The 14,954-nt window shown below is 66.4% G+C and carries 11 protein-coding genes; 4 read left to right on the top strand and 7 right to left on the bottom strand.

What is annotated here, in order from left to right:
* The first annotated feature begins 26 nt into the window (after nucleotides 1-26).
* A complete protein-coding gene (locus J2805_RS07785; RefSeq protein ID WP_309974651.1) occupies nucleotides 27-2,420 on the top strand; it encodes a RelA/SpoT family protein in 2,394 nt (797 codons plus the stop codon).
* A gap of 10 nt (nucleotides 2,421-2,430) precedes the next feature.
* Here the strand turns inward: J2805_RS07785 and J2805_RS07780 are convergent, their stop codons facing one another.
* The 3 genes from J2805_RS07780 to J2805_RS07770 form a co-directional block, all read right to left on the bottom strand.
* On the bottom strand, nucleotides 2,431-3,060 hold the full coding sequence (locus J2805_RS07780; RefSeq protein WP_309974650.1) for a hypothetical protein: 630 nt from the start codon (nucleotides 3,058-3,060) through the stop codon (nucleotides 2,431-2,433).
* Between the two features lie 100 nt (nucleotides 3,061-3,160).
* Nucleotides 3,161-4,894 carry a DUF349 domain-containing protein gene (locus J2805_RS07775; protein WP_309974648.1) on the bottom strand — a complete coding sequence of 578 codons (1,734 nt, stop codon included), beginning with the start codon at nucleotides 4,892-4,894 and terminating at the stop codon, nucleotides 3,161-3,163.
* Between the two features lie 61 nt (nucleotides 4,895-4,955).
* Entirely contained in the window at nucleotides 4,956-5,756 is an 801-nt protein-coding gene (locus tag J2805_RS07770; protein ID WP_309974645.1) for a peptidylprolyl isomerase, read from the bottom strand.
* A gap of 269 nt (nucleotides 5,757-6,025) precedes the next feature.
* On the opposite strand from J2805_RS07770, the gene hisS reads away from it, so the two are divergent.
* Nucleotides 6,026-7,369 (top strand): histidine--tRNA ligase, encoded by a 1,344-nt coding sequence (gene hisS, locus J2805_RS07765; protein WP_309974641.1) that lies wholly within the window; start codon nucleotides 6,026-6,028, stop codon nucleotides 7,367-7,369.
* On the opposite strand, the gene J2805_RS07760 is transcribed toward hisS, so the two are convergent.
* Nucleotides 7,366-8,616 carry an APC family permease gene (locus tag J2805_RS07760; protein ID WP_309974639.1) on the bottom strand — a complete coding sequence of 417 codons (1,251 nt, stop codon included), beginning with the start codon at nucleotides 8,614-8,616 and terminating at the stop codon, nucleotides 7,366-7,368. The two genes, hisS and J2805_RS07760, sit on opposite strands and share 4 nt — an antisense overlap.
* A 99-nt stretch (nucleotides 8,617-8,715) precedes the next feature.
* On the opposite strand from J2805_RS07760, the gene aspS reads away from it, so the two are divergent.
* Both aspS and J2805_RS07750 read left to right on the top strand, forming a co-directional pair.
* Nucleotides 8,716-10,521, top strand: a complete 1,806-nt coding sequence (aspS, locus tag J2805_RS07755) for an aspartate--tRNA ligase (RefSeq protein WP_309974636.1) — start codon at nucleotides 8,716-8,718, stop codon at nucleotides 10,519-10,521.
* 75 nt (nucleotides 10,522-10,596) lie between these two features.
* The gene (locus J2805_RS07750) at nucleotides 10,597-11,388 is read left to right on the top strand and encodes a GNAT family N-acetyltransferase (protein ID WP_309974633.1); all 792 of its coding nucleotides are present in this window, start codon (nucleotides 10,597-10,599) and stop codon (nucleotides 11,386-11,388) included.
* Between the two features lie 119 nt (nucleotides 11,389-11,507).
* Here J2805_RS07750 and J2805_RS07745 read toward each other — a convergent pair whose 3' ends face one another.
* Genes J2805_RS07745 through J2805_RS07735 form a run of 3 tightly spaced genes read right to left on the bottom strand, consistent with a single transcriptional unit; the run spans nucleotide 11,508 to nucleotide 14,952 of the window.
* Nucleotides 11,508-12,932, bottom strand: coding sequence for an MFS transporter (locus J2805_RS07745; protein WP_309974630.1), 1,425 nt, complete (start codon nucleotides 12,930-12,932; stop codon nucleotides 11,508-11,510).
* A 9-nt stretch (nucleotides 12,933-12,941) separates the two neighbouring features.
* Entirely contained in the window at nucleotides 12,942-13,271 is a 330-nt protein-coding gene (locus tag J2805_RS07740) for a Dabb family protein (RefSeq protein WP_309974628.1), read from the bottom strand.
* A gap of 1 nt (nucleotide 13,272) precedes the next feature.
* Nucleotides 13,273-14,952 (bottom strand): FAD-dependent oxidoreductase, encoded by a 1,680-nt coding sequence (locus J2805_RS07735; protein WP_309974624.1) that lies wholly within the window; start codon nucleotides 14,950-14,952, stop codon nucleotides 13,273-13,275.
* Between the last annotated feature and the right edge of the window lie 2 nt (nucleotides 14,953-14,954).

The following is a 14,954-nucleotide window of genomic DNA, read 5'->3' as shown; positions in this document are numbered from 1 at the left end:
TTAAACGGGTCGTGAGGGGTGCTTCATTGGAAGAACGTTCGACGTCGGCGCCAACGGCCGACGGTGGTGAAGGTCCGGGCCAGGGTCCGCAGGCCGGTTTGGTTGCGTCCGGGCGCCCGGATGCAGGCGTGCCTGTTGACAGTTCCGGTTTCCGCCCCACCTTTCCCGGACGCCGCGAACGCACCAGGTCCAGGCTCGCCCGGCTGACAGGCCGGGGAACGGCAACGTATTCACCCATCCTCGAACCGCTGTTGCGCACTGTCCGGGCCAACAACCCGAAAGAGGATTTCGACCTCATCCAGCGTGCCTTCGTCGTGGCCGAACAGAGCCACCGGGGCCAGAAGCGCAAGAGCGGCGATCCCTACATCACGCACCCTGTCGCTGTCGCCACCATTCTTGCCGAACTGGGCCTGAGCGGCACCACGCTTGCGGCCGCGCTGCTGCACGACACCGTGGAGGATACGCCCTACACGCTGGCTGACCTCAAGCGGGATTTCGGTCCCGAGGTGGCCATGCTGGTCGATGGCGTGACCAAGCTGGACAAGGTGAGCTTCGGCGAAGCGGCACAGTCCGAAACGGTCCGCAAAATGGTCGTTGCGATGGCCAAGGACATCCGCGTGCTGATGATCAAGCTGGCGGACAGGCTGCACAATGCCCGCACGTGGCGCTTCGTCTCGGCGGAGTCCTCGGCACGCAAAGCCCGGGAGACGCTGGAGATCTTCGCGCCGCTGGCACATCGGCTCGGCATGAACACCATCAAGTGGGAACTCGAGGACCTGTCCTTCGCTGCGCTGTACCCGAAGGTGTACGAGGAAATCGTCCGCATGGTGGGGGACCGGACCCCGGAGCGTGAAAAGAGCCTCAGCGTCATCCGGAACCAGATCACCGATGATCTCCGGACGGCCAAGATCAAGGCCACCATCACGGGCCGCCCCAAGCATTACTACTCGATCTACCAGAAGATGATCGTCCGCGACAAGGACTTCGACGACATCAACGACCTCATGGGCGTCCGGGTCCTGGTGGACTCCGTTCGTGACTGCTACGCGGCGCTGGGCACGCTGCATTCGCGCTGGAACCCGCTTCCGGGGCGTTTCAAGGACTACATCGCGATGCCCAAGTTCAACATGTACCAGTCCCTGCACACCACGGTCATCGGGCCCGGCGGCAAGCCCGTTGAGATCCAGATCCGTACCCACGAGATGCACCGCCGCGCGGAGTACGGTGTCGCGGCGCACTGGAAGTACAAGGACCAGCCGAACAGGACGGCAGCAGGGCCCGGGAGCCCCCGTGACGGGGACATGGGCTGGCTCAGGTCCCTCGTTGACTGGCAGCAGGAAACGTCCGACCCCGGTGAGTTCCTGGACTCATTGCGGTTCGAAATCAACGCCCGGGAAGTTTTCGTGTTCACGCCGAAGGGCGAGGTCATGGCACTGCCGGCCGGCTCCACCCCTGTGGACTTCGCGTACGCGGTCCACACCGAAGTGGGCCACCGGACCATCGGCGCCAGGGTCAACGGCAAGCTCGTACCGCTCAACAGCGAACTGAACCACGGCGACTGGGTGGAGATCTTCACCTCCAAGGCGGAGGGAGCAGGCCCCAGCCAGGACTGGCAGCACTTCGTCAAGAGCGCCCGCGCCCGCAACAAGATCAGGCAGTGGTTCAGCAAGGAGCGCCGCGAGGAGGCCATCGACCGCGGCAAGGAACTCCTGACCAAGGCGATGCGCAAGCAGAACCTTCCCCTGCAGCGCCTCATGACCCATGACGCCCTCGCCGAGGTGGCCGAGCATTTTAAGTACGTTGACATCTCCGGCCTGTACGCCGGCGTGGGTGACGGCCACACCTCGGCACAGTCGGTCATGGAACGGCTTGTGGAGACCCTCGGCGGCAGCGATGCCCCGGAGGACGACCTCACTGAGGTCAGCATCCCCACCCGGGTCAGCAAGACGAAGTACTCCGACTCCGGCGTGATAGTCCGCGGTGTGGGGGACGTGTGGGTCAAGCTTGCGCGCTGCTGCACCCCGGTTCCCCCGGATCCCATCCTGGGTTTCGTCACGCGGGGCTCCGGTGTGTCGGTGCACCGTACGGACTGTACGAACGTCTCGGACCTGAAAGACCAGCCGGACCGCATCGTGGAGGTGGACTGGGCGCCCACCCAGTCCAGCGTGTTCCTCGTGGAGATCCAGGTGGAGGCACTGGACCGCAAGTCCCTGCTGTCCGACGTCACCCGGATCCTGTCCGAAAACCACGTCAACATCCTGGCCGCCAGTGTTCACACCTCGACGGACCGCGTGGCCATCTCGAAGTTCGCGTTCGAGATGGGTGATCCCAAGTATCTGAGCCATGTGCTCAGTGCCGTGCGGCGCATCGATGGCGTGTTTGACGTGTACCGCACCACGGGGAACCGGCGGCGCGGCTAGCTGCCGGGCCCTAGCCGGGCTGGGTCTGGAGGGCCGCCAGGACTTCCAGGGCGGCCTTCTTGTACGGAACCCGGGGCGTGGATTCGACGGCGAGGGTCAGCAGCCGCAGCCTGACGTCCAGCTCCGGGCTGGCCAGCATCTTCCGTAGGGCCGGCACCGCCCGTTCCGCGTCCACGTGGAGGGCGATGTCCAGCGCCGTGCGGAGCGGGCTGGAAACCATCAGCCCGCCCAGGCTGACGACGTCGAACGGGCCGAGCCTGACCTCGTGCAGGGTGCAGCCCCGGGTGGACCTCAGGCTGGAGACGCGCCGGGTGGCATCCACCAGCAACGCCAGCCGGTCCGGTTCCGCGGCGCACCCGTAGATCCAGGCCGCCGTCATCCGGCCTGCCACGACGCGCTGACGGATTCCCGTCGGGACAGCGAACGAGGCCGCGCGTGCCCGCAGCTGCGGCGTGGTTGCCGTGCCGGGCAGCATGTATCCGCGCTGGTAGAGCTGGCTCAGGACACCGTCGGCGGCCATGGCCTGCAGCTCCGGCCACGAGAATACGGCGCCGGGCGAATAGAGCTCAACAGACCCGGTGTCTGTGCTTCTGATATTTGCGCTTCTGATATTTACGGGGTCGGGGGACGCGGTAGCCATTCAGCCATCTTTTCCTGCGGCCCCCAACGCGTACAGGCCCCGTTCCGGTTATGTGGATAACCGGGACGGGGCCTGTAGGCGATACTGGTTGGCCAGGCGCCTACGAGAGTTCGCTGGCCGAGCGCGAGATCTGGTCCAGCCACGCCTGGCGGGCCTCGAGGGCCTCCTGGGCGGCTTTGATCTTGCGCTGGTCGCCGGCCTTTTCAGCCTTCTCGAGGTCTTCCTTCAGCCCCGCAATGGCGGCCTCCAGCTGCGAAAGGGCGCTGTTGGTCCGTGCCTTGGTCTCCGGGTTGGACCGCTTCCAGTTTTCGTCCTCGGCGTGACGGACGGCGTCCTCCACCTTCCGGAGGCCGGCTTCGATCCGGCCCATGTCCGCACGGGGAACCTTGCCGGCTTCTTCCCAGCGGTCTCGGATGGACTGGAGCGCCTTCTTGGCGGCGGCCAGGTCCTTGATGGGCAGCAGGGCGTTGGCCTCGACCAGAAGGGCCTCCTTCACGGTCAGGTTGGCGCCGTACTCCTGGTCGATCTCGTCGTTGGCTGCCTGCCGCGAGGTGAAGAAGACATCCTGCGCGGCGCGGAAGCGGGCCCACAGTGCGTCGTCGTCCTTGCGGCTGGCGCGCGGTGAGGCCTTCCACTCGTCCATCAGGCGGCGGTATTCGCCGGCAGCGAAGCCCCAGTCTGTGGACGTGGACAGTGCCTCGGCTTCGGCGATCAGTTTTTCCTTGGCGGCCTTCGCAGCGGAATTGTTGCTGTCCAGCTGGGAGAAGTACGCCCGGCGGTGGCGGTCGAAGACCGTCCGTGCTGCCCGGAACCTCTTCCAGAGGGCATCCTCGTTGCTGCGGCCCAGGCGGACGCCGTTCTTCTGCGCTGCCTTCCAGCTTTCGAAGAGCTCGTTCATGCGGGCGCTGGAGGTCTTCCACTGGATCTGCGCAGGATCGTGGCCGGAAATTTCTTCCGCTTCCGCAACGATTGCTTCGCGGGCAGCCAGTTCGGCGGCACGTACGGCGTCGTGTTCGGCCTTTTCCGCTTTTTCGAGTTCAGTGATCTGCGTGGACAGTGTGTCGAGGCGGGCCTCGGCGGCGCGGAGGTCGCCCACCATGTTCCGCTCGGCCAACTGCTCGCGCAGGTGCGTGACGGTCTTCTGCATGTCCGTCGTGGGGGCCTTGGAGCTCACGCGCTGTTCCAAGAGAACAATCTGGGCCACCACGTCGTCGTACTTCCGGGCAAAGTAGCCCAGTGCTTCGTCGTCGCTGACGTCCGGGTACTGGCCAACGGGAACCTCGGCGCCGTCGATGGTCAGGAAGACGTGTCCGTCCCCTTCAACCCGGCCCCAGCGGGCAGCTTCAGCCAGGGATGCAGCCGAGGAAACAGGGGCAGGGACCGGGGCCACAGGGGAGGCAGCCGCCTTGGGCCGCGCAGCAAACGCGGCTGGCGACGGGGCCGGGCGGGGCGCAGGACGCGGCGCTGCGGCAGCCGCAGGGGCCTCTTCCGCTGCAGCTGCCTCGTCGGCGCCTGCGTTGGCAGCTGCTTCGGCCGCCGAAGCATCGTCGGCTTCCGGCGCCTCGGCGTCAGGTGCCTCCTCAGCGGCTGCTTCAGCTGCCGGGGCCTCCTCGGACGCAGGAGCCTCTTCGGCCGCAGGTGCCTCTTCGGGTGCGTCCTCAGCCGGGGCAGCCTCCGGTTCGGAGGTTTCCTGGGTGGCTGGCTGTGCGTTGGACGTGGCCTCGGCTGCTGCATCGTTGCCAGCCGCCTGCGCGTCGTCAACCACCTGAGCCTCGGTTTCGGCCTCGCCGGCAGCTGCTGTTACTGTTTCGTCGGATTTCTGACTGTCTGTCACCGCTAAAAGTCTTTCGCTTGGAGGGAAATACCTGCACCCGCAGCGTGGAGGCCGGGGCTGGTTACTTCAGAGAGAACGAGTCTATCGTGACTGGTTCCACAGGAGCGCCGTCTGTTGCGCTTCCGCCCGTCTTAATACCACCGGCGGCGATGTTGGTCACGACGTCCAGCCCGGATGTCACCTTGCCCACGATCGTGTAGCCGCCGGCCTCGTCAGCCGGAATGACAGTGTCTTTGTAGACGATGAAGAACTGCGTGCCGTTCCCGTAGGCATTGCCGCTGGTGCGCGCCACAGCAATGGATCCGGCCGGGTACTTATTGTCCGCCGGCGTGTTTTCCAGCGGCCCCCAGGTGTAGGAAGGGTCGCCCTGGCCGTCGCCGGTCTTGGAACCGCACTGGAGGACTCCGAAGCTCTCGCCCGTGGTCAGCCGGTGGCAGCTGATTCCGTTGTAGTAATTCTCGTCTGCAAGCGATTTGAAGACCGCAGCGGCCTGCGGAGCCTTGGTTCCGTCCAGCTCGACGCCCAGCGCACCGCTGTTCAGTTTGAGCTCACCGGTGAAAACCTTGCCTGCCGCGGTCTCCGGTTTCGGGATATTCGCGGCGTTGGTGGCCGGCGTTGTCGGCGATGCCGACGGGGTAGTCAGCCCAGCCTGCGCCGCGGCATACTCCTCTTCGGTCGGGTTGCTGGCGAAGACGGTGAGTTGGAGGACGACGGCGAGCACCAGTGCCGCGGCACCAGCGCCCGCAGCGAGGAGATTGTCGCGCTTACGGCGTTTCTCCTGCTGCCGCCGCAGCTCGCGTTTCGCTTCCATTTGCAGGATGCGCCGCTTTGCTTCGCGGGCGCTCCGTGAACTGGCCGCCAAAAGTCCTCCTGGTTGTCGGGCCGGCCGCCGAACGGGCCAAGGGCGACGTCCGGTGTCCGGCAGCAAGCGGCAGGCGATGCCGGCGCCTGCCCCGCGGGAGCTGTGCTCCATTAGAGTTGCTGGCGCCGAAAGCATAAACTGACTGCCGCACATAGTTTATGCATGACTGGCTGGACTCCCGCCCTTACCGCCGCTTTTTGATCGCATGGCGGAATCGGATGATTGCACAGCGGACTCCAGCCTTCTGTTACCTGAGGAGAAAATCCACCATGGCACGCACCGCCTCCCTGTCCGGATTCCCCGAGTGGCTTCCCGAGGAGCGGCTGGTGGAGCTGCATGTGCTGGACACCCTGCGGCGCGTCTTCGAGCTGCACGGCTTCTCCTCGATCGAAACCCGTGCAGTGGAAACCGTGGGCCAGCTGCTCCGCAAGGGTGAAATTGACAAAGAGGTGTACGGGCTCAGCCGCCTGCAGGAGGACGAAGAGGATTCCAGGGCGGCCAAGGGCGACCACCACTCCCTGGCCCTGCACTTCGACCTGACGGTGCCGTTCGCGCGCTACGTGGTGGAGAACGCCGGCTACCTCGCGTTTCCGTTCCGCCGTTACCAGATCCAGAAGGTGTGGCGCGGTGAGCGTCCGCAGGAAGGCCGCGCCCGCGAATTCACCCAGGCGGACATCGACATCGTGGGTGACGGTGACCTGCCGTTCCGCTACGACGTCGAAATCGCGCTGGTGATCGCCGAGGCACTAAGCGCCCTGCCGATTCCCGACTTCCGCCTGCGCATCAACAACCGCAAACTTGCCGAGGGCTTCTACCGCGGCATCGGCCTAACCGACACCGCCGGAGTGCTGCGCAGCATCGACAAGCTCGAGAAGATCGGCCCGGTGAAGGTGGCAGAGCTGCTGAAGACCGAACTGGGCGCCACCGAGGAACAGGCCCAGGCCGCCCTGGGCCTGGCCGGCATCCGCACCGAGGACACGTCCTTCGTGGAAAAGGTCCGGGCCCTGGGAGTCAAGGACGAGCTGCTCGAGGAAGGCCTGAACGAGCTCGAACAGGTTATTGCGGCCGCCGTGCAGCGTGCCCCGGGCAAGGTGGTGGCGGACCTCAGCATCGCCCGCGGCCTGGACTACTACACCGGAACCGTGGTGGAAACCGTCCTGGTGGGCCACGAACAGCTTGGCTCCATTTGCTCCGGCGGCCGCTACGATGCGCTGGCGAGCAAGGGCAACCGCAAGTTCCCGGGCGTCGGCCTGTCCATCGGCGTCACCCGCCTCGTCTCCAGGATCCTGAGCCAGGAGCTGGCCCAGGCCACGCGTTCGGTGCCCACGGCAGTGCTCGTTGCGTTGAACAACGACGGCAGCTGGGACGCGGCCCAGGACGTCGCGGCACAGCTGCGCAGCCGGGGGATCTCCACTGAGGTCGCCGCCAAAGCGGAAAAATTCGGCAAGCAGATCAAGTTCGCCGACCGCCGGGGCATCCCGTTTGTCTGGTTCACGGACGACGACGGCAAGCACCAGGTCAAGGACATCCGCTCGGGCCAGCAGTCAGACGCTGATCCCGCCAGCTGGACGCCGTCGGACGAGGACCTGTACGTCAGGGTCCTCAAGTCCTAGGCGGCGGGCTTCCGAAGCCGCAGCATGAGGAACCGGCCGGCAACTCCGGCCGCCAGCACGGCAGCCATGCCCGCCACCGAGGCAAACGGCAGCGTCACGGCAAGAACCAGGCAGCCAACGAAGCCCGCCGCGTTCAGCCATCTCGGCGCACTGCCGGGCCGCTCGGCCAGGGTGAACGCGGCGGCATTCGTGACGGCGTAGTAGACCAGCACGCCGAAGCTCGAGAAGCCCACCACGGTCAGCACGTCCGTCGTCAGGAGCAGCACAATTACGGCGGCGGCCACCGACAGCTCTGCGAGGAACGGCACCGTGTGCGGTCCGCCCACCCTGGCCAGGGGAGAAGGCAGGTCCCGCTCCCTTGCCATGGCCATCGCAGTGCGGCCCACCCCGGTGATCAGTGCCAGCAGGGCGCCGAGGCAGGCGGCGGCCGCCCCTGCCTGCACCAGCGGGGCGCCCGCGTCCAGTCCGGAGGACGTGACGGCGTCGAGCAGCGGCGCCATCGATCCAGCCAGCCGCCCCGGTGACAGGTGCCAGAGGAGCAGCAGGGCGAGTCCCAGGTAGATGACGAAAGCTGCGGCCAGCGCGGCCAGGATGGCCCTCGGAATGGTGCGGGCGGGATCCTTGACTTCTTCGCCGAGCGTGGCGATCCGGGCGTAGCCGGCGAAGGCGAAGAACATCAGGCCGGCAGCCGGGAGGATCCCCCAGGCACTGCCGGGTTCCGTGACGGGACCGGACGGCGTCGGATGCGGCCCCGCAAGCCCCGCTGCCGCCACAAACACCAGGGTGCCAAGGACTATGCCGAGCAGGATTCTGGTCAACAGGGCGGTGCGCGTGATGCCCAACAGGTTGACCCCCGTGAGGACCACGACGGCGGCGACAGCCAGCGGTGTGGCGAAGCCCGGCGCCACGTAATGGCCAAAGGTCAGCGCCATGGCCGCGCAGGATGCCGACTTTCCGGTGACGAATCCCCACCCGGCAATGAACCCCGGCCATTCGCCGAGCTGCTTGCGGCCGTACACATACGTCCCGCCGCTGGCCGGGTATTTGGCCGCCAGCTGAGCCGATGCCACAGCGTTGCAGTAGGCAATGGCGCCGGCGATCAGGACCGAGGCAATCATCAGCGAGCCGGCCAGGGCGGTGGCAGGGGAGAAGACGACGAACACTCCGGCGCCGAGCATGGAGCCGAGTCCTATGGCGGTGGCATCAAACACACCGAGCCGGCGCTGAAGAGGTTGATGGGTCTGCATGGCGGAAGGGAAGCCTCTCCAACGGGTAAACTCGAACGGGGCTGTTCCCGCAACGGTCCCATTCAACATCATCTCTGTCTTCCTTCTGAAAGGTAAGCTGTGCTGCGCACACATGACCTCGGATCCCTCCGCTCCGAGCACATTGGACAAACCGTAACCCTGGCCGGCTGGGTGGGCCGGCGTCGTGATCACGGTGGTGTGGCATTCGTTGACCTCCGCGATGCCTCAGGCGTCGCCCAGGTGGTAGTCCGCGAAGAAGAGGTCTTCCACGGACTCCGCAACGAGTACGTGCTCCAGATCATCGGTACGGTTTCCCAGCGCCCCGAGGGCAACGAAAACCCGGCACTGGCTACCGGCGAGATTGAGGTCATTGCCGAGAAGGTGACCATCCTCAACACCTCCGATCCGCTGCCCTTCCAGATCGACGAGCACGTGGAGGTGGGCGAGGAAGCACGCCTGAAGCACCGCTACCTGGACCTGCGCCGCCCGGGCCCCGCCCGGAACCTGCGCCTGCGCTCCGAAGCCAACCGCGTGGCACGCGAGCTGCTCCACCAGGACGGCTTTGTTGAGATCGAAACCCCCACGCTGACGCGTTCGACGCCGGAAGGCGCCCGCGACTTCGTGGTCCCCGCACGCCTCGCGCCGGGTTCCTGGTACGCCCTGCCGCAGTCCCCGCAGCTTTTCAAGCAGCTCCTGCAGGTGGGCGGCTTCGAGAAGTACTACCAGATCGCGCGCTGCTACCGCGATGAGGACTTCCGTGCGGACCGCCAGCCGGAATTCACCCAGCTGGACATCGAAGCCAGCTTCGTGGAGCAGGACGACATCATTTCGCTCGGCGAAAGCATCGTCAAAGCCCTGTGGCAGCTGATCGACGTCGAGATCCCGACGCCCATCCAGCGCATCACCTACGCCGACGCCATGGCCCGCTACGGCTCGGACAAGCCGGACCTCCGGTTCGGCCAGGAACTGACTGAACTCACGGAATTCTTCAAGGACACCAACTTCGGCGTGTTCAAGGCGCCGTACGTCGGTGCCGTGGTCATGCCGGGCGGCGCTTCGCAGGCACGCCGTGCGCTGGATGCCTGGCAGGAATGGGCCAAGCAGCGCGGCGCCAAGGGCCTTGCCTACGTGCTGTACAAGGAAGACGGCGAACTGGCCGGCCCCGTGGCCAAGAACCTCACGGACACCGAGCGCGCCGGCCTCGCCGACGCCGTCGGCGCCAAGCCCGGGGACTGCATCTTCTTCGCCGCCGGCGAAAAGACACCCTCCCGTGCGCTCCTCGGTGCCGCCCGCGTCGAGATCGGGCACCGCACCGGCCTGATCAACCCCGCCGACTGGGCGTTCTGCTGGGTGGTGGATGCGCCGATGTTCGAGCCGGCCGCCGCCGCAGTGGCCTCAGGCGACGTGGCCGTCGGTGCCGGCAAGTGGACGGCCGTCCACCACGCCTTCACCTCGCCCAAGCCCGAATACATGGACTCATTCGACCAGGACCCGGAATCGGCCCTGTCCTACGCCTACGACATTGTCTGCAACGGCAACGAAATCGGCGGCGGCTCCATCCGTATCCACGAGCGTGACGTTCAGGAGCGTGTTTTCGAACTCATGGGCCTGGACAAGGCAGACGCTGAGACGAAGTTCGGCTTCCTCCTGGAAGGCTTCAAGTTCGGTGCTCCGCCGCACGGCGGCATCGCCTTCGGCTGGGACCGCGTTGTAGCACTGCTGGCCGGCGTGGAGTCGATCCGCGACGTCATCGCATTCCCGAAGTCCGGCGGCGGCTACGACCCCCTCACGGCAGCTCCCGCGCCGATCACCGCGCAGCAGCGCAAGGAGGCCGGCGTGGACTTCAAGCCCGAGGCCAAAAAGGACGCGCCCGTGCCCCAAAAGGCCGAGGACGCAGCCAAGTAGAGTGAACTGATCGTCAGCTGGGCTCTCCGGGAAACCGGGGAGCCTTTGCTGTCCCACCCCGTAAAGAGGACTCCGATGGAACAGCAGACAGTGCCCGGCCTGGAGGCATTGATGGATGCCGCCTGGCCTGCTCCTGACCGGGAAGATTCCGGTGGGTGGGTTCTTCGGGCGGCTGCCGGTGTGACCCAGCGTGCCAATTCCATCTGGCCGCGCTCGGAGCCGAACGGAACTCCGCACCACCGGCTGGCGTTACTCAGGGATGCCCGGGCCTGGTACCGCAGCCGCCGACTTCCCGTGATCTTCCAGGTGTTCGACCATGCCGGCAGTGCCGCGCTGAATGCCGTCCTCGATGAGGAAGGCTTTACCCGGCAGTCCGAAACGCTGATCCTGGTACGCGGGACCGGCGGGGATCCTCCGGCGCCTGACGCCGGCGTCGAACTCTCAGCCCAGCCTCCGGCTGAATGGCTGCGGCTTTGGTGGAGCGTTGACGGCCGCGGTGACGAGGACTCCCTCGCCACCGCCCGCGGAATCCTTGAAGGCTGCCCGTCGCTGTACGCCCTGGCGAGGGACGACGACGGCGTGCCTGCCGCCGTCGGGCGCCTTGCCCTGCCCCTTATCGGGGAAGGCAACCGCGGCGGGCTGTACTGCATGGCCACCCGCCCCGATGCCCGGCGCCGCGGCTACGCGAACAGGGTGCTGGATTCATTGCTGGCTGCCGGCGCGTCGCGAGGGCTGGACAGCTACTGGCTGCTTGTCACAGCTGCCAACACCGGAGCACGGGAGCTGTATGCCCGTGCCGGATTCCAGGAGGCCGGCCGATATTTTTACCGGCAGGAGCGGCCCAAGCGGCACCTGACGGGCTGCTAGGACGCGGGATCAGCTAACCCAATTAGACGGTTCCCTGCAGACACGACGTTGCGAAGCGTCGAATCGGCGGGGAACCGTCTAATTGGTGGTGCCCGGGCGGAGCTAGAGGCCGTTCGGTCTCACCGGGTCCGCACGTTAGGCTGCGGGGCCAGCTTCTGCGCCGCGAGTGCCTCGCCGTCGAGCGCGTCGAGCGCCGCCCGGCGCCGGGCGGTTCCCTCCAGATACGGACCACCCAGTTCCTCGATCGGCGTCCTGAACGTCTCGCGGGAGCGGAACACCGAGAACGCTGCGATGAGCATGCACGCCGTGCCGAAGACCGCCACGGGAACCCAGCCGGTGGCACCAGGGGTCAGCAGCATGCCGGCGATCATCGGCGCGAAACCGGCAAGGACCAATCCCAGCTGGTTGCCCAGGGCCATGCCGGTGTAGCGGACCGGAGCGGCAAACTGCTCGGCGAAGAACGCCGGCCAGATGCCGTTGAAGCCCGAATAGAGCACTGTCATGTTCAGGAAGGCCGCCAGGAAGACCAGGACGATGTTCCCGGAAGACAGCGCAAGGAAGTACAGGAAGATGGTGGCTGAGCACCCGAAGGCGGCCGTGAGCAGCAGGGGCCGGCGGCCGATCCGGTCCGAAAGCTTCGCCGCCAGCGGCATGGCGAACATGGACAGGCCAATGGCGACGGCGTTGACGGTCAGGATGGACGCGCGGTCGAAGCCCGCGGTGGAGGTGGCGTACGCCAGCCCGAAGACCGTGAAAATGGTCTGCATCACCGACATGATCGACATGCCCACGACGCGCAGCACGTCCGGCGCCTGGAAGCGGAGCACCTCTTTGACAGGCATTGGGGTCACCTGGCGGCTTTCCTGGGCCTCCTCGAAGACCGGCGTTTCGTCCAGGTGCGTCCTGACCCAGTAGGCGATGGCCAGAACCACGATGGAGAGCCAGAAGGGGATCCGCCAGCCCCAGCTCATCATCGCTTCCTGCGGCATGGCGGCGACTGGAATGAACACGAGGGTGGCCAGCACCATGCCGGAGGCGTAGCCCGTCATCACGAAGCTGGTGAAGAAGCCCCGCTTGCCCTCGGGTGAATGCTCCAGCGTGAGGGTGGAGGCACCTGCAGACTCCGCGCCCGCGGAGAATCCCTGGGCCAGCCGCCCCGTAACCAGGAGGACGGGCGCCCAGACGCCGAGCTGTTCGTAGGTGGGGAGGAAGCCGATGCCGAGCGAGGCCAGGCCCATGATGCCGAGCGTCAGCAGCAGGATCTTCTTGCGCCCCAGCTTGTCACCGAAGTGGCCCATGACCAGGCCGCCGACGGGCCTGGCCACGTAGGCGACACCGAAAGTGGCGAAGGCACCGATCAGCCCGATGGCAGGATCGGCGGACGGGAAGAACAAATGCGGGAACACCAGGGCGGCGGCGGTTCCGTAGATGAAGAAGTCGTAATACTCCAAGGTGCTGCCGAGGAAGGATGCCAGGGCGGCCTTGGCGGGGGTCTTGCGCTGGGCCGGCGGCGGTGCCAGCTGCGTTTGGGATGAAGACTGCATGTGAACTCCTTAAGACTGCGTTGTCTCAGTGGGTGCCGGCACGGTGTCCCCCTGGTGGAAGTCCACCGAGAGGATCTGCTGGCTGTTGGGGAACGAGTACGCCTTCAGCGGCTCGTGGAGCGGATGCGTGTTGTACACCGCGATGTCCTCGACCGTTTCGAAATCGGCCACAATGGCGTAGTCGAAGGAACGCTCGGTGTGGAGCACGTCCGCTCCGTGGCTGAGGCTGAGCATGCCGGGGATTTTGCCGGTCATGTTGTTGAGGCCGTCAATCCAGGCCTGCTTGTCGGCGGCCGGGAAGCCCGGCTTGAATTTGAAGAGCACGGTGTGGCGGATCATCTCAGGCACCGGTCCCGACAAGCTCGTCCACCTGTGACGGCGCGGCAGAAACATAGTCGGGGGACAGGCCGGCGAGGGTGCGCCCGGCGAGGTAGCCCATGGTCATGATCGGGCCAAGGGTGGCGCCGGCACCGGGGTAGCCTGCGGCGTAGGCGTTTTCGGTGGTGTTCCCGGCGGCGAACAGGCCGGGAATGGGGCAGTTGTCGACGTCGAGCACGCGTGCCAGCCCGTCGGTTGCCACACCGCCGTTGGTGCCAAAGGCGCCGTTGACCACTTCCAGGGCGTAGAACGGCCCGGACTGGAGCGGGCCCAGCGAGGGGTTCGGCCACGGGTTGTCGTCGTCGCCCCAGTACTTGTCGTAGGCGCTCTCGCCGCGGCCGAAGTCGGGATCCTCGCCCTTGACGGCGAATCCATTGAACCGGGTCACCGTCGCAATGAGGTTCTGCGCCGGTACGTTGATCTTCGCTGCCAGTTCCTCGAGGGTTTCCGCCTCGATCAGGTAATTCGGCGTCGGCTGCCCGGCGCGGTGCGCCAGGATGCCGTAGCGCTCCAGGTAGGTGTGGTCCACAATGACGTGGGCCGGGGTGTTCAGGGTCCGGTTCGCCGCGGAGTCCCAGGACTGCAGGCTCCGGGCGAGGTCGTTGTAGTTCTGCGACTCGTTGGCGAACCTGCGGCCGTGGCGGTTCACCATGATCGATCCCGGACCCTGGCGTTCGAAGCGGAGCAGAGTGCCTGCCGGTTGCCCGTCGCGGGTGTCGCCGGTGACGGACATCGGGGCCCACCAGGCTTCCCGGGTGCCGCGGGTCTGGCCGCCAATGCGCTGCGACATCCGCAGTCCGTCGCCGGTGTTCGAGGGCGGCGAGCACATAGTGTACAGCCGGGAGGCGAGCATGGAGTCGGCCAGCGCTTTGTCCCACTCAAAGCCTCCGGTGGCCAGCACCACGCCGTCGTTGGCCCGGAAGGATTCGCCGGATTCCAGTTCGACGCCAGTCACCCGGCCGCCGTCGGCAATCAGCCGGTGCCCCCGGGCGTTGGTGACAAGCGCAGCACCGTCGCGGACCAGGCTGGCCAGCAGCATGGAGACGAGGGCCTGGCCTTTGGCGACGAGCCCGTCGTCCTGGCGGGCGGACAGTTCGTCCCACGGGAACCTGGTGAAGGCGCCCCAGCTTTCATATTCCTGCATGGTGAAAGGCGCCCGGCCGTCGCTGCGCACATGTTCCTTGAGAGCGCCCAGGGCTTCCTTGCTGTTGAACAGCTCGGGTTCCACCGTGCGGCCGCCCTCCATGGCGCCCGGGAGGTCCTGCCGGTAGTCGGGAAAGTTATCGAGGAAGATGAAGCGGACGCCGCATTCCTGTTCCATGAAGCGGAGCATCCGGTCGCCGTAATTCAGCGCAGCGTCCAGGAGTTCCTCGCGGCCGCGTCCGCGGGCCACGGCGCGCACGTACTCCGCGGCCGCTTCCTTGGAGTCGGCAATTCCGGCCTTACGGGCGTGGTGGTTGTCCGCCACCCAGAGCATGCCGCCGGAGACGGCGGAGGTGCCGCCCAGCAGTTCACTCTTTTCGAGGACGACGACGGACTTGCCGGCGTGGGCGGCGGTGACCGCCGCGGTGAGGGCGCCCGCGCCGGAACCGACGACGACGACGTCGTAGTTCTCTGCTGCGGTTCCGCTGACGAATTTCATGG

It is taken from the genome of Arthrobacter oryzae (assembly GCF_031454875.1).
Taxonomy (GTDB): Bacteria; Actinomycetota; Actinomycetes; order Actinomycetales; family Micrococcaceae; genus Arthrobacter; species Arthrobacter oryzae_D.
The sequence above is the reverse complement of the archived record's forward strand: the minus strand, read 5'-3'. Positions and strand labels throughout refer to the sequence as shown.